Source organism: Shewanella sp. VK101, assembly GCF_056497865.1.
On the sequence record NZ_CM151402.1, the window covers coordinates 2,593,105 to 2,612,605 of the forward strand.

Sequence of the window (19,501 nt, forward strand, 5' to 3'; positions counted from 1 at the left end):
GAAAACCTTTGCCGCTATTGAGTGAACTTTTGCTCACGGACCACCACGGCCGCCTGCAGCCATTTCTCTCAGCGTCATCAGGCTGTCAAGCCAATGAAACAAAAACCTTTTATGCTACAAACGCTGATACAGACCAGCAGCCAAGATTAGGTAACGAGGAAACTATGTCAGAGCAACAAGTGACAGGAACCGTTAAATGGTTCAACGATGAAAAGGGCTTTGGTTTTCTAACCCAGGAAAACGCCGCCGATGTGTTCGTCCACTACCGCGCCATTCAAGGCAGCGGCCGCCGCACCCTGAAAGAGGGTGAGAAGGTCAGCTTCAGTGTGACTGAAGGCCAAAAGGGACTGCAAGCGGAAAACGTAGTGCGGTTAAAATAGCTGACGGATAAAAGTAAAGGGACGGCAGATGCCGTCCCTCTTGTTATGCCATAGCGCCATCAAGGTGCGAGGCGATTGATCTCCCATCCGTCATCTGTGCGGCTGTAGAGGAATCTGTCATGCAGCCTGTGCTCACCGCCCTGCCAGAATTCCACACTGGAAGGCACTATGCGGTAGCCGCCCCAAAACTTGGGTAAGGGGACTTCGCCCTTGGCAAACTTGGCCTTCATCTCGGCAAACTTACTCTCGAGTGCCTGACGGGCGCTAAGCTTGCTCGACTGTTTCGAGACCCAGGCCGCTATCTGGCTGTCTTTCGGACGGCTGACAAAGTACTTGAATACCTCTGTAGCAGACAGGGCTTCGGCTATACCTGTCACGGCCACCTGGCGCTCCAGCGGATGCCAGGGGAACAGCAAACTGACCTTGGCGTTGACGGCAATCTGCTGCGCCTTACGGCTTTCCAGATTGGTAAAGAATACAAAACCCTGCTGATCAAAACGCTTCAGCAAGACTATCCGCTGAAACGGCTGGCCGGTTTCGTCCACTGTGGCCACCACCATGGCGGTAGGGTCCGTCAAAGGTGCATCCTTGGCCTGCGCCATCCAGCGCTCAAACTGCGCCATGGGCTCGGCGGCCAGATCGGCGCGCCTGAGGCCGCCTTGGGTGTATTCGCGGCGAACATCACTCAAATCTGTCATTGTCTATCCTTGTCCCTGAGCCGGGCGCAAAGCCCCAGCGAAACGGAACCCCCAGCCTAGGCTGGGGGCTCTATACAAGAAGGAAAGCCAACGACAAGCGTTGGCTTAAAGTGAAGCGGCTTACTTGACTTTGCCCTGCCCCAGCGCCCAGACATGCAGCATTTCCAGGCCCAGCGTCGCGCCCGCCAGCGCGGTAATGTCGGCGCTATCGTAAGCAGGTGCCACTTCAACCACATCCATACCCACTATGTTGAGGCCCTTGAGACCGCGGATAATCTTCAGCGCCTTGTCGCTGGTGAGGCCGCCGCATACCGGAGTACCGGTTCCCGGCGCGAAGGCAGGATCCAGGCAATCGATATCGAAAGTCACATACAAAGGCATATCGCCAACCCGCGCCTTGATCTGCGCCACAATTTCATCGGCGGTCATTTCATTGGCCATGGCGGCATCAATCACCTGAAAACCGTGGCCTTCTTTGGTGTATTCGGTGCGGATCCCCACCTGCACAGAATGAGCCGGATCAATCAAGCCTTCGTTGGGAGCATGATAGAACATGGTGCCATGGTCAAACTTGCTGCCCTGACTGTAGGTGTCGGTGTGAGCATCGAAGTGCAGCAGCGCCATCTTGCCAAACTGTTTGTGGTGCGCGCGCAGCAGCGGCAGGGTCACAAAGTGATCGCCGCCAAAGCTCAGCAGTGTCTTGCCAGAGGCCAGAACTTTACTGGCAAAGTTTTCGGTGCGCTCGGTAAAGTCGGCGGCATCACCACAGTTGAACACCAGATCGCCGGCGTCCACTATCTTGATATATTCGCTGAGGCTGAAATCCCAAGGCCAACGCTTCTCTTCCCAGGCCAAATTGGTCGAGGCATTGCGGATAGCTCCGGGCCCCAAACGGCCACCGCTGCGACCGGTAACGGCCATATCGAAAGGCAAACCTATTACCACCACATCCGCATCGCTTTCTAGCGGTTTGAAATCCAGTGGCTGACGCAAATAACCAAACGCATTTGAATAAAGCGAGTAATCAGGTTTATCTGCTAAAGTGGTCATAAATACTCCAAAACTTGGCTAATGCCGATATTTACATGGACTCAGGGATCAGCACTTCGTGGCACATCTGCTGATAGTGACTGAAGCCAACATTATAACCCTGCTCCAGGGACAAAGAGCAACTTCCCAGACATAAATGTTCAGGGTAACCACGGGTGTCCAACTGGGCGTTGAAGCCGATGACATCCCAGCTGCCGGGATTGAGAATGGCCAGCAAACGGGCGAAGATATCTATCGGTTGTGCGGCGAGATCCAAGTTGGTCTCGAAGCTGACATAAGAGCTGCTTTCCTGGGGCGTGATATGAATAGTCATATACTCTTTGCCGCGAATGCCGTTGATGGAATAACCAAAGGGCTCAAACAGGAAGTCATCAAACTGGAATCCTGGCAGCATCTCTTCCAGTGCCAGCAGTTGGCGCACCCCGGCGCAGCTTTGGTTATCGGAGCGCAGATAGTCGGCCGCCTCACCGCGAATGTGATACATCAACAGCTCACTGGTGGCATCACTGCTCTCGGCGCTGAAGGCCTTGTCGCTGCAAAACAGATAATGGTGATGGGAATCCAGATGACCAATACGGTACGCCACGCCGGACAGTTTCTCTCTCAGTGCCTGTAAGTCCTGCTCAAAAGAGCTGGCCTGCAGGTGCGACAGATATTCGTTTTTGCGCTGAAAAGTCGCAAAGGCTATCGCCTCTTCGCCGAGGGAGTCGATAAAATGCAGGGTCGAGCGCGCCAGTGTGGTGGTACCACAGGTCAACATTAAAAACCTGTCGTCCCAAACAAACAGACTCGACTCGCTGAGCAGATAGGCATCGCAATAATCATTGCTGACGGAAGAGAGGATTTCTGCATTGGCCTTGGCCACCATCTCTTCCCAGAAGGGCTTTCCCAGTGAGCGCAGCGAAGGCGTAGCCGGCGTCACTATCACTTCAATTTTTTTTTCTGAACCTTCAAAAAACATCTTTTATCTCTACTTGTTGCAGGCCCCGAAGGGCCTGCTGAATGCACCGACCTTATGAAAAATCTTCCAGATAGGTATAACCCTTAAGACCCAATTGCAGCTCTTCAAGGATCGAGGTGCGTTCGTCTTCGGCAATATGCTGATTCACCAGCTCTTCGTAGGTGCGCATAAAGGACACAGCATCCAGGTTCACATAGCGCAGCACATCGGCCACAGTGTCACCGGACAGCACAGACTCTATGTTGGCCAGGCCGCTTTCATCGAGACGCACCACAGCCGAGTTGGTATCACCAAACAGGTTGTGCATGTCACCGAGGATCTCCTGATAAGCCCCAACCAGGAAGAAACCGATAAGATACGGGCTCTCGGCACTCCAGGCAGGAACCGGCAGTGTGGTTTCAATCCCCTGCCCGTCCACATACTGATCCACCATGCCGTCCGAGTCACAGGTGATATCCAGCATCACGGCACGGCGCTCTGGCGCGGTATCCAGCCCGGTCAGCGGCAACACAGGGAACACCTGATCTATACCCCAGGCATCCGGCAGCGATTGGAACAGCGAGAAATTGACGAAGAACTTGTCGGCCAGTTTCTCATTGAGTTCATCAATGATGGGTCTGTGATAACGGTTCTTGTTGTTCATCAAGCCCTGTAGCTCGTGACAGACACGCAGGTTGGTCTGCTCCGCCCAGGCGCGCTCTTCCAGGCTAAGTTGCCCAAGAGCAAACAGAGCGTGAGCTTCGGCCAGATCCGATTGGGTATCGTGGAAAATCTCAATCAGGGCACGGGAATCGGCGCGGCCGCGGATATCGCTCCAGGACTGCCACATGTTGTGCAGCAGCTGTGGGGCATCCTCTGCCGGTGGCTGGATATTCTCAGGGGAATAGGCCTCGGTACCGATAACATCCGTGATAAGTACGGCGTGGTGCGCCGTCAGGAAGCGGCCGGACTCAGAGATAATCCTCGGCACCGGCTGCTCGTACTCGGCGCAGACATCACTCAGAGCGCTGACGATATTGTTGGCGTACTCGCTCAGGCCATAGTTCATAGAGTTGTTGCTTTGGCTGCGGGTACCGTCATAGTCCACCGCCAGGCCGCCGCCCACGTCGAAACAGTTGACCTTGGCACCCAGTTTTCTCAGCTCACAGTAGAAGCGCGCCGCTTCACCCACACCATGACGAATATCGCGGATATTGGCGATTTGCGAACCCAGGTGAAAGTGCAGCAACTGCAGCGAATCCAGCATGTCGGCACTCTTAAGCTCGTTGACCACCCGCAGCACCTGCGCAGCAGACAGACCAAACTTGGACTTTTCACCGCCACTGGCCTGCCACTTGCCCTTGCCCTGGAACGCCAGGCGTGCGCGCAGACCCAGACGCGGAGTAACCCCAAGCTCGCGGGATTCCTGCAGTACCATCTTAAGCTCGGACATCTTCTCCAGCACTATGTAGACCTTGTGGCCCAGCTTTTCGCCTATCAGTGCCAGGCGGATATATTCTTTATCCTTGTAGCCATTACAGACTATGACTGAGCTGGCCTTTTGCGCCATCGCCAGTACCGCCATCAGCTCAGGCTTACTGCCGGCCTCAAGCCCAAGTTGCGGTGCTTCTTTACTGACTTGGCTGGCGAGGATTTCTTCAACCACTGTCTGCTGCTGGTTCACCTTGATGGGATAAACCAGCAGATAGTCTTCGCTGTACTCATACTTTTGAATCGCCTGATTAAAGGCCTGGCACAGGCTATCGACCCTGTGGTGCAAAATCTGCGGAAAACGGACCAGCACAGGCAGGTTAACACCGGCCTTCACCATGTCCTTGGCCAGTTCGTTCAGGCCGATTTTGCTGTCCGGATTCAAAGGATCCGGTGACACTGTCACCTCACCCTGATCGCTGATCCCGTAAAATCCCTGGCTCCAGTATGCGACGTTGTAGCCGACGCGGGCATCGTCAATAGACCAATCACTCATGTTCGTTAGCCTGTTATCAAAAAATGGGTTATGCGGTAACCGTCATCGCTGACGCGACCGCCTGTTCGACAAACGCCGGCAGCGCAAAGCTTGCCTGATGGATAGCCGGCGTGTAATAACGGGTGGTAATACCGGCCCGTTCAAAACGCTCTTCGAGAGTCGCCAGGCTATGCTGACGCGCCTCAAGATCATCGGTTGCCCAGGCAAAGGCCATGCTGCCACCCACATAGGTAGGCACGGCCGCCATATAGAACCGACACTCTTTCACATAAGAGCTCATGCGTCTGACGGTATTTTGCACTTCATCCAGCTGCATAAAAGGCACGCCGTTCTGAGCGACAAAAATCCCATTTTCATTGAGACAACGCTTACAGCCCTCGTAAAAGTCGGAACTGAACAGTACTTCTCCCGGACCAAGGGGATCTGTGCAGTCAGAGATAATCACATCAAATTTTTGCTGTGATTGCCTAACATAATCCATCCCGTCGCTGATCACCAAGTTGACTCTGGGGTCATCATAGGCACCTTGGGAATGGTTTGGAAAATAGCTTTTACACATTTCCACCACGGCGGCATCAATCTCCACCATGGTAATGGATTCAATCTGTTTATGTTTGACCACTTCCCGCAGCATGCCGCCGTCACCGCCGCCTATGATAAGCACCCGCTTGACGTCGCCGTGGGCCAGAATAGGCACATGGGTCAACATTTCGTGATAGACAAACTCATCTTTCTCAGTGGTCTGGATGGCACCATTAAGCGCCATGACCCGTCCCATAGTGGCATTTTCAAAAATGCTCAGGTGCCACTGTTCGGTCTTTTGCTCGAACAGCACCTTTTCCACCTCAAAATACTGCCCATATGCTGGATGCAGTGTCTCGTAGTAAATATTCTTGGCTTGCATTTAACCTAAAACTCTTGGTGTTGAATGTAAGGGTGGACAAATAACCCGTCCTCGGCGATTCGAAAATGAATGCCGAGTGAATGTATCGTCGTAGATGGACGACGGGCTCAGTTGGGACTATTGGCCTGTTCGCGGCCGGAATTGATGCGAATTAACGTGAGATGTTTCAAGCCGGTATTGTCATAGCTGACAATGGTTGAAAACCTGTGTTGTGGCACTTGGCGAACCAGTGCGGCAAATGAATGGCTGTGCATTAGCTAAAACCCTCTTAACCCCGTGTAAATGGTGCTTTGTTCATTTACACGGTTAATGACTCGTGAACCATAATAACCCTGTTACTCACGTTTGCCTGTCAGGACTGAATGTACCTTCAAAACGGCGCAATTAAACCTTGCTGTGCCCCATAATGCAAGCACGAATCACAGTTTATCCAAGGCTTTGAAATATAAACTACAGTTGCTATGTTCACCTATGCCATTTAAGCGAGCTTTTTTCGATTTATATCAATAAATTGAGCTTTGAAAGCTGATTTTATCTGTTCAAGATTTTTTAAATACTCAGGCTCCCTATTTTGATCGTCAGATACCGCTTTGGGTACCTAGTTTGATTCAATGCAGCCCCCTTGGGGAACACGAGGGTGAAAACTCACCCTCAAACAAAGGTTTGTTATCTTGAAACCTGGCGATTCAAGCAAAAATCGCGGCAGCTAAAAACGCCACCCAATTTAGCGAATTAATCAAAGGTCATTTCCGGCACAGACTCGCCGCAATGCAGTCTGCCCGCCGTCTTGGCGCGGATCTCCTCAACAGTTACCCCCGGCGCGCGCTCCAGCAGATGAAAACCGCCGTCACGGATTTCCAGCAGTGCCAAGTCCGTCAGCACCCGCTTGATACAGTTAACCCCGGTCAGCGGCAACGTGCAACGCTCAAGCAACTTGGACTCACCCTGTTTGCTGCAGTGCATCATGGTACATATGATGTTGGCCGCGCCGGCCACCAGATCCATGGCGCCGCCCATCCCTTTGACCATCTTGCCCGGGATCATCCAACTGGCAATATTGCCCTGTTGATCCACCTCCATCGCCCCCAACACAGTGAGATCCACATGCCCGCCCCTTATCATGGCAAAGCTCAGGGCCGAGTCGAAAATCGCCGCGCCTTTGACCGCAGTGACCGTCTCCTTACCGGCATTGATCATGTCGGCATCTATCTTTTCCTCCTGCGGAAACGGACCCATTCCCAACAGACCATTTTCCGAGTGCAGCATCACCTCTATCCCCGGTGGCAGGTAGTTGGCTACCAGAGTGGGAATGCCTATGCCCAGATTGACATAATCACCGTCACGGATCTCTCTGGCGACCCGCATAGCCATCTGTTCGCGACTCAACGCCATAATGCTGTTCTCCTGTTAGCTGGGCCGAAAGGTGCGCTTTTCGATGCGTTTTTCAAACTGTCCCTGCACCAAGCGATCGACAAAAATTCCCGGTGTATGAATTTGTGATGGCAGCAGGCTGCCAGGCTCGACTATCTCTTCGGCCTCTACCACGGTTATCTTGCCCGCCATCGCTGCCAAGGGATTGAAGTTCATCGCGGTGTGGCGATAGATGCAGTTGCCCTGCCAATCGGCCTTCCAGGCGCGAACCAGCGCAAAGTCGGCGACTATGCCGCGCTCCAGCAGATACTCCCGACCTTCGAAATGTTCACTGGGTTTGCCCTCGGCCACCGGAGTACCGACTCCCGTGGCCGTGTAAAACGCCGGGATCCCGGCGCCGCCGGCGCGGATCCGCTCGGCCAGAGTGCCCTGAGGCACCAGCTCCACCTCCAGTTCACCACTCATCATCAATTGCTCAAACAGGGCATTTTCACCCACGTATGACGCCACCATCTTGCGAATTTGGCGGTTTTGCAGCAAGAGCCCAAGACCGAAGTCGTCGACGCCACAGTTGTTGGACACCAGCTCCAGATCACGCACCTCTCTGCGCACCAACTCGGCTATCAAGCCCTCGGGAATGCCACAAAGGCCAAAGCCTCCGGCAATGATCCGCATCTCATGGGTTATCCCCTCCAATGCCTGTTCATGACTGGCAACCCTTTTATCCAACCCGGCCATAGTGATTCTCCTGTGTCAGCCTGTCTTGCCTTATTGCGCGGTCCAGCCACCGTCCAGCACCAGCGTCTGGGCGGTAATATTGCGCGCCGCCGGTGCCATCAAAAACGCTACCGAATGCACGATTTCATCGACGCCGATAAACGCCTTCTTCGGCATGGGGGACAGCATGATGTTGTCGATAACCTCTTGCTCACTCATGCCGTGCTCCCTTGCCTGAGACGCTATCTGCGCCTCCACCAGCGGTGTTTTCACATAAGCCGGGCAGATAGTGTTGACGGTAATGTCCCAGTCGGCGTTTTCCAGCGCCACGACCTTGCTCAGTCCCAGTAAACCGTGTTTGGCGGCCACATAGGCCGACTTGTACCTGGATGCCACCAATGCATGGATAGAGCCGATATTGATGATGCGGCCAAAGTTGCGCTCCCGCATTCCCGGCAGCAATGCCTTGCAAAGCATCGCCGGGCCGGTGAGCATCACCTGTTGCAGCAGTTGCCATTTCTCGGCCGGAAAGGCATCGAGGCGCGCCACATGCTGCAGTCCGGCATTGTTGATGAGCACATCCACTTCAATGCCAGCCAGTTGCTCTGTCAGCGCTTCAATGGCCCGGGAGTCGGCGACATTGAGCCCAAGGCCCAAGCAGTTGCCGCCGGCTTGATTAAGCGTGTTGGCAGCCAGTATCGCCCGCTCAGGGTCGAGATCGCTCAGCAATATCCTGTGGCCAAAGGCCGCCAGCTCAGTGGCAATTGCCAGGCCGATACCGCTGGCCGCGCCGGTGATCAATACGGTTTTAGGGTCTTTCATACAGGCTCCTTAAATTACGCCCTGCGGCGGCTTGACTCAGTCCGCCAGAAATGCACGGATTTCATCACTCTTGCTCTGAATGGAGAACAAGCCATCGAGATGCCCCCAGGGGCCTTTAATTTCACTTATCTCTACCTCTTTACCCAGTTCCTTCAGGGTGGCGGCCATCTTCCTCACCCTCTGGGGCCGCAGCAGCAGATCGCCACTGGCGGGCAGCAACAGGCTCTTGGCCTTTATCTTGGCCAAGGCGATTTTCAGCTCGCCCCCTTGCCAATCGGCACTGAACAGTTGCGAGGCCCGTACCAGATACAGTACATGGTTGGCATCCTGCAATGCCGCCCTGGCCCCGGCGCGCTGTTGCAAGATCTGGCTGATTTGCGGCAGCGTGCGAATATCCGCCAGCGCGCCTTTGTCGGCCACAGTGAAATCCTTGAAGCTGGCCAGATAAGCCTCCGGCGCCATTGCATCCTGGGTGATATTGAGCAGCGCCGCGGTCAGCCCTGCCACCGGGGGCGTCTTGCCGTAGTAGTCGCCGCCGCGCCAGTTGGGATCCAGCCGGATAGGCAGGGCCCATTTTTCCAGTGCCGGTACGCTCCAGGCATCCATGCTGTCGGCGCCGATAACATGAATGAGCCGCTCGACTCTGTCCGGGTAACTCACCGCCCAATCTAGCGCCTGAAATGACCCCATGGAGGCACCCATCACCGCATGGAGTTTTTCAATGCCGAGACTCTCCAGCAGCAAGCGCTGCACCTCGACGAAGTCATGAATGGTCACCACGGGGAAATCCAATCCCCAGGATTTGCCGGTTTCAGGGTTGATACTGGCAGGCCCTGTGGTGATGGTATGACCGTCGTGCACATTGGCGTTGACCAGAGTGTCGGCGCTGACAACAAAGAAGCGATTGGTATCTATCGCCTTGCCCGGCCCTATGATGGCGTCCCAATAGCCACTCTGGGGATCAGACTCGGCGTACTTGCCGGCAGCGTGGGAATTACCGGAAAAGAAATGAGTGATCAGTATGACATTGTCCTTGGCCGCATTGAGACTGCCGTAGCTTTCCCAGCCGACGGTCACACTGGGCAACACTTTGCCCGATACTGTGCGAAATTCAGTGGTGGTAAACGACTTTTTCTCCACCAGCATAGGCTGGGCAGGCGCTTTCAAGGACGAAGCAACCGTGGCAGAAACAGACTCGGCCGAAGCCGGAGCACTGGCTTGGGCAACCCCAAGCAGCGCCGCAAACATGCAGGATGCAAATAACTTCATATTCACCTCTTAAAACCAAATAAACAGAGCCAGTGCCAGCACGACACCGATAAGGGGCAGCAGGGTCGTCAGCGCCGCCATCGCCCAATAGGCGCGCTTGTGGGTTTCCTTACAGATGGCGCGAATGGTGGTAACCACATAACCGTTATGGGGCAAGGTATCCAAAGCACCGGAAGAAATGGCCACCACTCGATGCAACTGATCCGGGTTCACCCCCATATCCAGATAATGGGGCGCTACCAAAGGCAGGGCTATCGCCTGGCCGCCACTGGCAGAGCCGGTAAGGCCGGCAATCACGCTCACCGCCACCGCAGCCCCCAACAGCTCATTGCCCGGCATATTGGTCATCACCTCAACCGCAGTGGCAAAGGCAGCCGATGATTTGGCGACGGCGCCAAAGCCGACCACGGCGCTGGTATTGCCTATGGCCACCAGTGCGCCTGTGGTGCCGTCATTGACCGCCCGTCCCAGATGATGAAAATGGCGGAAGTTGATTAACATCAGCGTCAGCACCCCACCGAGCAAGGCAACTATCAGGGCATTTTGTGCCAGGGTATCGTGCAGCCAAAAGGAGATAACCAGCACCACAATGAGAGGGATCACCCCTGTGATGGGATGGGGCAGATCCCGCTCCGGCACTTCAGGGTCATCACTGCGCGCCTCGAAACGCTCGCCTCTGGCGATGGCTCGGTTAATCATCCACTTGAGCCAGAAATAACCGCTGACCGCCATAAACAGGGCCACCACCAGGCTCACTTCCCAGGCGGCCCAGGGAGAGGTATTGAGGTATTTGATCGGGATCCAGTTCTGGATCTCAGGCGAACCGGCCGAGGTCATGGTAAAGGTCACCGAGCCCAATGCCAGCGCCGCCGGAATAAAGCGCCGCGGCAGATTGGCGTCCTTGAACAGCCCCAGCGCCATGGGATAGACGGAAAATGCCACAATAAATACGCTGACGCCGCCATAGGTCAACACGGCACAGGCGGCTACCACGGCCAGCACCGCATAGCGGATCCCGAGTTTCCCCACAATAAAATGCGCCACCGCATCGGCGGCGCCGGTATCTTCCATAAACTTGCCAAACAAAGAGCCCAGCAAAAACATAAAGAACCAGGACGCCAGAAAGCTGGAAAAACCGCCCATATAGGCACTGACAAAGTCAGCCCCCGAGGCATCAAATAACGGAATATGGTTGCTCAGTGCCACCAAGGCCGCGCACAGTGGCGCGGCGACAAACAGGTTGACACCTCTGAGTGTCAAAATGATCAGCAGCAGTAAGCCACCGAAGAGTCCCAGCATACTCAACATAAGCCCATCTCTTGTTGTTGGTCGCCCTGTTCCGGCGCCGCAAATTTGCAGCGATTGAACAGGCGCCATTGTTAATTTTTTGCAACCAATTTTTGCAACCAAGAGAGTGACAAGCAAAAGCCGGATTGAACATAACACCATAGTGCTATACAAAAAATAACCAATAAATTTCAAATCATTAAACAACACTGTACTAAGGTGCTAATTCCCTTCCGCTTCCTTTGCTCTAGAGTAAACGCCGAAGTATTAACAAAAACAAAACAAACAAAACAGCAAAAGGACTTAATCATGAGTCAAGCCAAGATCCCCTACTCTCTGCTGGCACTGGCCATAGCTTCGGCACTGACGCCGATAGCGGCTCAGGCAGAAGAAACCAACAATAAGGGCGAGCTGGAACGTATTGAAGTCACCGCCAGACGCACAGTGGAAAACCTGCAGGAAGTACCGGTCGCCGTCACCTCAGTCAGTGAGGCCGAGCTTAATGAACGCGGTATTACCGTGGTGACCGAAGTGCAGCAGTTCTCCCCCAATACCACGCTGCAGGCGAGTCGGGGAACCAACTCCACCATGACCGCCTTTATTCGCGGCGTGGGCCAGCAGGACCCGCTCTGGGGTTATGAGCCCGGCGTCGGTATCTATGTGGATGATATCTATATCGCCCGCCCACAGGGGGCGGTACTGGATCTGCTGGACGTGCAGCAGATAGAGATACTGCGCGGCCCTCAGGGCACGCTTTACGGCAAGAACACCATAGGCGGTGCGGTCAAGTATGTAACCAAGGTGATGTCCGGCGATCCCCAACTGAATATTCAGGGCTCCTACGGCAGCTTTAATCAGAAAGATCTCAAGATCACCGGCCAGTATCCGCTGATAGACGAACAGCTGTATCTGGGCTTTGGCTATGCCAACCTCAACCGCGATGGTTTCGGTGAGTTTTTGACCTCGGCCGAGCCGAACCAGGACAAAGAGAATTACAACAAAGATCTCAGTGCCATGCGGCTCACCCTGGAGTATCACCCGACAGACTCACTGTTTTTCCGCTTCGCCTGGGATAAAACAGACGATAAGTCCAACGCCAAGGGGGGTTACCGCCTGCTGCCGAGTCTGCTGACCGATGCCCCGGTACCGGACAGCAAGTTCGACTCCTACACCAGTCTGCCCACCTGGAACGAGGTGGACCTCGAAGGTTGGAGCTTCACCGGCAGCTGGGACATAAACCACTCAACGCAGCTGAAATATATTGCGGCCAGAAGAGAGAGTTACTCACCCACCAACATAGATTTCGACAACACCTCACTGCAGATTTTCGACGTACCGGCCATCTATGACGACGAGCAAACCACCCATGAGTTGCAACTGCATCACAGCGGCGACAACTACAAGCTGGTGTCAGGTCTTTACTACTATGATGCCGAGTCCTGCGGCCAGTTTCAGGCGATTCTCGAAGAACTTGGAAAGGCGCTTAACGCCCCTGGGCTGACCCGTGAAGTGAGCGGCTGCTCCAACTCCACCAGCAAGGCGGCCTATATTCAGGGCAGCGTAGATATGAGTGACAACTGGTCCATGACCCTGGGGCTGAGATATACCCAGGATGAAAAGCAGGCCTATGTCCGCAACGGCCTGATATTCGATACCGTCTATCCCGAATCCGGCTGGGTACCTGGCTATGTCCGCCCCGAAGGCGACTTGGTGCCCTTGGTATTGGACGACAGTGAAGACTGGTCCAAGCTGACCCCAAGAGTCGGGGTGGAATACCAGTACTCGGATGACATCATGTTCTTTGCCAGTTACGCCCAGGGATTCAAGTCCGGCACCTTTAACCCCAGGGCCGAAAGCGCCGAGCCGGCGGCAGATCCAGAAACCGTTGACAGCTTCGAGCTGGGGATGAAGAGCGAATGGGGCCGCAACTTAAGGGCCAACCTAACCCTGTTCAGCCTGGATCATAAGGACAGGCAGTATATCTCTGTTTTGCCGGGCGACACGGCTGCCGATCTCAATCAGCGCCTGGGCAACATAGGCTCTTCGGAGGCCCGTGGCGCAGAGCTTGAGATGACCTGGGTGGCCACAGATGCGCTGAACTTTGACCTGGCGGTGGGCTATATCGATGCGGAATTCAGTGAAGTGTTCGATACCGACCCTGTCACAGGTGAAACCTTCGACAAGTCGGACAGGTTTACCATAGCCAATACCCCGGATCTCACCTTTAACCTGGGTTTCACCTATCGTCTCTACGCCGATATCGGTGAGTTTGTCTTTAACGGCAACTATTACTATCGCGGTGATTATGTGCTGTTTGAGGAAGACAGCCTGCTAACCCAGGACGCCTACGGCCTGCTGAATCTGGGGATCACCTGGTATAGCAATGACGGCAGCTGGTATGCCGGCCTCTATGGCAAAAACCTCACCGATGAAGAGTACCTTATCGGCGGCTATCAGTTTGTCACCTCGGATCCGAGCGATCCAACAGATGTCAGCAAGTACACTCCGGGACTCGGTGGCGACAACACCCTGATTGGTTATTACGGCGATCCACGCACAGTGACCCTGACGGTCGGCTACCGTTTTTAATCCGTACCCCGAACAAGGCTTACCCTAGTGTAAGCCTTGTTTTTATTGATACTTTCCCGTATAAAATTTGAAACCCGGAGCCCTTAGGATGAGTCTGGTGAAAGCCATAATTGCCGATGATCACCCGCTGTTTCGCAGCGCCCTCAAGCAAGCCGCCGCCTGCGTATTGGATGAAGCACAGATACGCGAATGCGCCGATCTCGAGGGGTTGTTTGAGCTGCTCGGGCGACACAGTGAAACTGAGCTGGTGTTTCTCGACCTCGGCATTCCAGGAGCCAATGGTTTGCAGGGACTGTCGCAACTGCGCAATCAATACCCGGATGTGTTGATCATCATGGTGTCGGCCACTGAAGCACCGGCGATTATGCAGCAAGCCATCGCCCTGGGCGCTTCGGCCTATGTGCCCAAGTCCTCGCCGCTGGAGCGGATATCCGAAGCCATCGCCGAGGTGCTCAATGGCGAAACCTGGCTACCGGCGGATTTGGCGCTGGAAACTCTGGATGCCGATGACGAGCAGACGGACTTTGCCAGAAATCTGGAAAAACTGACGCCGCAACAATACAAGGTGCTGGCGATGATTGCCGATGGCCTGCTCAATAAGCAGATAGCCTATGAAATGCAGGTGCAGGAAACCACGGTCAAGCAGCATGTATCGGCCATTCTGCGCAAGCTCGGCCTCAACAACCGAACCCAGGCCGGCATCCGCTATAACCAGCTCAGCCGCCCCGAATAACGGTTTCCCCTTCCCCACAAAGCGCTTTATTTAAAAGCGCGCCTCAATTGAGCAAACGCTTGATACTGCGCCTGAGCGCCGGCAACTTCAGTGGCTTGTAAAGCAAAGGGAAACCGGCATCACTGACCTGCTCGCGAATGCTTTCGGCCTGATTGGCAGTATTGATAATCACAGGTAATCCGGACACCCCCTGGGAGGCCAACAGCTCAACCCCGGTGAGACCGGCATCCAACTGATAATCGACTATCAAAAGTTGCGGCAAGGGCAAACGCGCTTGCAGTTCAGCCAACTGTTCGGCGCCGGTGGCCTTTTCTATCTCACAGCCCCAACTGCCCATGACCTGCCCCAGGGCTTCGAGCACGGTTTGATCATTATCCACCAGCCAAACCCGTAACCCGGCAAAATCGGACTCACTCTCCAAAGTCTTGGGTTTGACCGCGGCCACAGCCCCCGGCAGCGACTTGCACTGCAGCAACAAAGTAAACTGAGTACCGGTTCCTACCTGGGAACCCAGTAGCAAGGGGATGTCCAACAGATCGCAGATACGCTTGGTAATCGCCAGCCCAAGCCCCAGTCCTTCGGCGTTACCGCGGCTGCCGAGCTGCTTGAACTCTTCAAATATGGTCAGTTGATCTTCCTTGGCGATGCCAATGCCAGTGTCTTCCACTATCAATGACAAGAGTCCGTTTTCAAGATAGGTCTTCAGCCGCACTTCGCCCTGCTCGGTATAACGAATGGCGTTGCTGAGCAGATTACGCAGCACACGTTTGAGCAGCGCCTTGTCGGTATTGAGCAGCACTTCCTGACTCTCGAGATGGAAGCCAATGCCTTTTTGCGCCGCAAGTGCCTGATACTCGTGCCTGAGGGGATCTATGATTTGCCGCAATGGAAATTCGCTGACATTCACCTTGAAGGCTCCGGCGTTGAGCTTGGTCAATTCCAGAATACTGCTGAGCAGCTCTTCGGCATTGCCAAGGGAGCTGCGGATATTGTCGGCCAGGGTTTCCAGCTCACTGCCCCTGGCCTTGTCACTCATCAAGGAGCAGAACAGGCTGGCGGCATTGAAGGGTTGCAATAGATCGTGACTGGCGGCGGCAAAAAAGCGGGTCTTGCTCTCGGTTGCCTGCTCGGCCACCCGTTTGGCATTGGACAGTTCACGGTTGGCCTGGGTCAACGCCCGAGTGCGCTGGTTGACCTTTTCTTCCAGCGAGGCATTGACGTATTCCAGCTGGCGCTGCTGGCTGACAAAGTCGGTCACGTCCGTATAGGTGGTCACAAAGCCGCCACCGGGTAAGGGGTTACCCTGCATCTCATACACCCGGCCATTGCTGTGGGTGCGCTGATACTTATAGGCGCTTCCCTGACGCAGATAGTCTAGACGCTTGGCAATTTCCTGCTCGGGGTCTTCGCCGCGAAACATGCCTCTGTGGGCGTTGAGGCGAATGATCTCTTCCACCGGCCGACCTATATAGAGCGCCTCATCCGGGTAGAGAAACATATCCTTGTAGCCCTGATTCCAGGCCACCAGCCTCAGCTGGGAGTCCACCACACTGATCCCTTGTTGGATATTTTCTATGGTCGATTGCAGCAAGTCGCGATTAAAGCGAAGCACTTCGCGGGCCTCATCGACAAATTCGGCCACCTGCTCCAGCCCCTGATGTTTCTCATCTTTGGCGGCATCGATAATCAACCTGGCCGAAGCGCCGCCGACCATGGCGGCGAGCTCTCTCTCGACCAACTGTTCGGTTCGCACCGGCGCATCCACTTTCCAGTGATTGGGATCCAGCGGGAACTCGCTGGCAACCAACTGACTGGCCGAGTCGGCTTCGCCGAAGCGTTTCAGCAAGGCCGCCAGATCATGAAAACTCAAACTGGCCTTGGGCACACCTTCCCGTCTGTCATCCCGGCTGATAACAAACTTGCTGCTCTGCAGCCGCTCCGCGAGCCCCGCCGGGCGCAGTACAGGCAGCAAGATATACACCATTAAATTGAGCCCAAGCGACAGCAGCATGGACTGGGTAATATCATCCAGCCCTAGCCCAAGTAGATCCCGCGGCGCCAAAGCCTGAACACCGAATGGGCCATTGTCGAGCCAGGGCTGGTAACCGACTGCGCCTATCACCAGGTTCGGCAGCAGCAAGGTATAAAACCACACCAGCGAGCCAGAGGCGATCCCCAGTTGTGCCCCGAGACAAGAGGCCTGACGCCACCACAAACCTATGATCAACGCAGGTGCAAACTGCGCCACCAGGGAAAAAGACATCAAGCCCACCATGGCCAGGGAGTTGGTATCGGCCAGTATTCTGTGGGTGAAGTAACTCAGCAGCAACAGCGCGAAGATCACCGCCCTTCTGGCCTGCAGCAAGGCGTTTTGGCTGAGGCCGCGACTGCCGGAGGCCAGCGATGAGCGCCGCAGAATAAACTGATTGATAAAGTCGTTGGTGATCATGATTGACAGCACTATCGCCGAGACAATCACCATGCTGGTGGCCGCCGAAAACCCGCCGAGAAACACCATCAGGGAAACGGCGTGATTCTCTACCGCCATCGGCAAGGCCAGTACGAAGGAGTCCGGCGCCACCTGCTCCTTACCGAACCATAACAGGCCGGCTACCGCGATAGGCAAAATAAACAGATTGATAAGAATGAGATACAGCGGAAACAGCCAGCGCGCCGTACTGAGATGGCCCTCGCCGCCCGGTTCAATAAACTGCATATGAAACTGACGCGGCAAACAGAACATGGCCAACACCCCAAGCAGGGTATGGGTGGCATAGATGTAGCCGGAGTCGGCCTCAAAGCTCAAGCGCCCTTCAGCCTTGGCGCTCTGAGCCTGTTGCCAGAGTGCCAGCGGGCTGTCGAACAAACCGAAACAGACAAACAGCCCGACCGAGATAAAGGCAGCCAGCTTCACCAGCGATTCAAACGCCATACTGGCCACCAGCCCCGGGTTGTGCTCGCTGGGTCTTGGACGCCGGGCACCGAACAGCACGGCAAACAGCGCCAGCAGCAACATGATATAAAAGGTACTGTCTTGCCAGAATCCGCCGGAGGAAACCTCTTCACCCGTGAGCATGGCGATACTTTCCGAGGTGGCCGACAGCTGCAACGAAATATAGGGCACTATGGCAATCACGGAAATAAAAGACACCAGCCCGGAGAGGCTGGAAGACTGGCCATAGCGGCTGGAGATAAAGTCGGCCAGGGATGTGAGTTTTTCATCGCGGCAGATTTGCGCCACCCGGCAGTAAAGCCGCCAGCCAAATAGAAACAGGATCAAGGTACCGGCATAGGTGGGCGCCAGCCACCAACCATGATTGGCAGCCTGGGCTGTGGTACCGAAAAAAGCCCAGGAGGTGCAGTAGACGCCGAGTGTCAGGCTGTAAAACAGCGCCCGAAAACGTTTGGGTTTATATTTATCCGCCCACCAGGCGATGATAAACAACAGCGCGAGATACAAGAGCGCCAGCAGGCTGACGGACCAGATAGAGAACATAGGCAAAGGTTTTTATTTTCAGCTTAACCAGTTCTGCTGCAAAAAGCAGCGCTAACTTTAGTCTTATTCAAACTTAGGGAAGTCTGACTTCGACAGGCCCCGGCATGCCTTCAGTCAGATGCCTTGAACGCCAATTGCTGTGCAAGCCACGCCCTACAAAAGAGAAGGCCACGAGGACTTATTCGTACCTCCCCTAAAAAAAGGCACGGGCATAGGTGGGCGCAATCCGTTATAATCCGCCGCAGCTGAAACAAAGTTAATCAGGTTCAAAAACAGATGGCAGAAATAGGTCAAAGTTGCACCCTGGAAGTGGTCAAACAGGTTGATTTCGGGGTTTACCTCAACGCTCATGAGTTGGGACAGGTGTTATTACCCAATAAAGTGGTGCCCAAGGGTTGTCAGGTTGGCGACAAGTTGAAGGTGTTCCTCTATCTGGACTCCAACGACATGCCTATCGCAACCACTAAAAAGCCCCTGGCTCAGGTGGGTGAGTTTGCTTATCTCAAGGTGGTTTCCATTGGCCGGGTCGGTGCCTTCCTCGATTGGGGACTGGAAAAAGATCTGCTGCTGCCCTTCGGTGAGCAGCACAAGCAGGCAGAAGAAGGCCGCAGTTACCTGGTCTATGTTCACCGTAACCGCGCCGACGAACGGATTGTCGCTTCGTCCAAAATCGATAAGTTTGTCGATAAGAGCCCGGCTTGGTACAAGAATGGTCAACAGGTTGACCTTATCATTGCAGGTACCACAGATCTCGGCTACAAGGCGATAGTCAACAACAAGCATTGGGGCGTCATCTATCAAAATGAAGTGTTCCGTAAGCTGAAGTTTGGCCAAAAGCTCAAGGGTTATATCAAGCAAGTGCGTCACGACAACAAACTGGATCTGACCCTGCAAAAGGCTGACCGTCAGGAGTTGGATCAGCAATCACAGCGGATCATGAAGAAGCTGGCCCAGGCCGGCGGTTTCCTGCCCTACAGCGACAAGACCTCGCCCGAGGTGATCTACGCCGAACTTGGCATGAGCAAGAAGGCCTTCAAGAAAGCCATCGGCGGCCTGTTCAAGGCCGGAAAACTGCGCATCGAAGATGACGGTATCCACGCCAGTAATTGAACAAAGAACTGACAAAGCACTGGCAAAGAATTGAGCAAAAATAACGCGCCTGCCCTATTCAGGAAAGGCGCAGCCGAGGAAAACCGCGACATCTGCTCAAGGCTCTGATATAACTCAAAAACACTGAGTAAAATGTCGGTCAGTTGGC

General features: G+C 54.6%; 16 protein-coding genes. 4 read left to right on the plus strand and 12 right to left on the minus strand.

Annotation, left to right across the window (positions count from 1 at the left end; genetic code table 11):
- The first annotated feature begins 164 nt into the window (after positions 1-164).
- Positions 165-380: a cold-shock protein gene (locus tag ACSHSR_RS11705; RefSeq protein ID WP_025009621.1), complete on the plus strand. Its 216-nt coding sequence runs from the start codon at positions 165-167 to the stop codon at positions 378-380.
- A 59-nt stretch (positions 381-439) separates the two neighbouring features.
- On the opposite strand, the gene pdxH is transcribed toward ACSHSR_RS11705, so the two are convergent.
- The 11 genes from pdxH to ACSHSR_RS11760 all read right to left on the minus strand — a co-directional run bounded on the left by pdxH (position 440) and on the right by ACSHSR_RS11760 (position 11,446).
- Positions 440-1,078, minus strand: coding sequence for a pyridoxamine 5'-phosphate oxidase (pdxH, locus tag ACSHSR_RS11710; protein ID WP_109248853.1), 639 nt, complete (start codon positions 1,076-1,078; stop codon positions 440-442).
- A 120-nt stretch (positions 1,079-1,198) separates the two neighbouring features.
- Positions 1,199-2,128, minus strand: coding sequence for an agmatinase (gene speB, locus ACSHSR_RS11715; RefSeq protein ID WP_146508143.1), 930 nt, complete (start codon positions 2,126-2,128; stop codon positions 1,199-1,201).
- 31 nt (positions 2,129-2,159) lie between these two features.
- Positions 2,160-3,089: an adenosylmethionine decarboxylase gene (locus ACSHSR_RS11720; protein WP_028779303.1), complete on the minus strand. Its 930-nt coding sequence runs from the start codon at positions 3,087-3,089 to the stop codon at positions 2,160-2,162.
- Between the two features lie 52 nt (positions 3,090-3,141).
- Positions 3,142-5,055 (minus strand): biosynthetic arginine decarboxylase, encoded by a 1,914-nt coding sequence (speA, locus tag ACSHSR_RS11725; protein ID WP_025888969.1) that lies wholly within the window; start codon positions 5,053-5,055, stop codon positions 3,142-3,144.
- Between the two features lie 28 nt (positions 5,056-5,083).
- Positions 5,084-5,959: a polyamine aminopropyltransferase gene (speE, locus tag ACSHSR_RS11730; protein ID WP_219012360.1), complete on the minus strand. Its 876-nt coding sequence runs from the start codon at positions 5,957-5,959 to the stop codon at positions 5,084-5,086.
- Between the two features lie 107 nt (positions 5,960-6,066).
- Positions 6,067-6,213 (minus strand): hypothetical protein, encoded by a 147-nt coding sequence (locus ACSHSR_RS11735; RefSeq protein WP_093983023.1) that lies wholly within the window; start codon positions 6,211-6,213, stop codon positions 6,067-6,069.
- A gap of 478 nt (positions 6,214-6,691) precedes the next feature.
- Positions 6,692-7,351, minus strand: coding sequence for a CoA transferase subunit B (locus ACSHSR_RS11740; RefSeq protein ID WP_144168301.1), 660 nt, complete (start codon positions 7,349-7,351; stop codon positions 6,692-6,694).
- Between the two features lie 15 nt (positions 7,352-7,366).
- Complete coding sequence (locus ACSHSR_RS11745; RefSeq protein ID WP_117200642.1) at positions 7,367-8,068, minus strand: CoA transferase subunit A; 702 nt, start codon at positions 8,066-8,068, stop codon at positions 7,367-7,369.
- 30 nt (positions 8,069-8,098) lie between these two features.
- Positions 8,099-8,869: a 3-hydroxybutyrate dehydrogenase gene (locus ACSHSR_RS11750; protein WP_107352180.1), complete on the minus strand. Its 771-nt coding sequence runs from the start codon at positions 8,867-8,869 to the stop codon at positions 8,099-8,101.
- Positions 8,870-8,905: 36 nt separating this feature from the next.
- Positions 8,906-10,117, minus strand: a complete 1,212-nt coding sequence (locus ACSHSR_RS11755; RefSeq protein ID WP_243880141.1) for an E22 family MetX-like putative esterase — start codon at positions 10,115-10,117, stop codon at positions 8,906-8,908.
- Between the two features lie 30 nt (positions 10,118-10,147).
- Complete coding sequence (locus ACSHSR_RS11760; protein WP_115390447.1) at positions 10,148-11,446, minus strand: GntP family permease; 1,299 nt, start codon at positions 11,444-11,446, stop codon at positions 10,148-10,150.
- Positions 11,447-11,734: 288 nt separating this feature from the next.
- Between ACSHSR_RS11760 and ACSHSR_RS11765 the strand changes: the two genes are divergently transcribed.
- Together ACSHSR_RS11765 and ACSHSR_RS11770 are read left to right on the plus strand one after the other, a co-directional pair.
- On the plus strand, positions 11,735-14,014 hold the full coding sequence (locus tag ACSHSR_RS11765) for a TonB-dependent receptor (protein WP_115390448.1): 2,280 nt from the start codon (positions 11,735-11,737) through the stop codon (positions 14,012-14,014).
- Positions 14,015-14,102: 88 nt separating this feature from the next.
- Complete coding sequence (locus ACSHSR_RS11770; protein ID WP_025888960.1) at positions 14,103-14,747, plus strand: response regulator; 645 nt, start codon at positions 14,103-14,105, stop codon at positions 14,745-14,747.
- A 43-nt stretch (positions 14,748-14,790) separates the two neighbouring features.
- On the opposite strand, the gene ACSHSR_RS11775 is transcribed toward ACSHSR_RS11770, so the two are convergent.
- Entirely contained in the window at positions 14,791-18,243 is a 3,453-nt protein-coding gene (locus ACSHSR_RS11775; RefSeq protein ID WP_479630781.1) for a PAS domain-containing hybrid sensor histidine kinase/response regulator, read from the minus strand.
- A 276-nt stretch (positions 18,244-18,519) separates the two neighbouring features.
- Between ACSHSR_RS11775 and ACSHSR_RS11780 the strand changes: the two genes are divergently transcribed.
- The gene (locus tag ACSHSR_RS11780) at positions 18,520-19,353 is read left to right on the plus strand and encodes a CvfB family protein (RefSeq protein ID WP_115390450.1); all 834 of its coding nucleotides are present in this window, start codon (positions 18,520-18,522) and stop codon (positions 19,351-19,353) included.
- Positions 19,354-19,501: the final 148 nt, after the last annotated feature.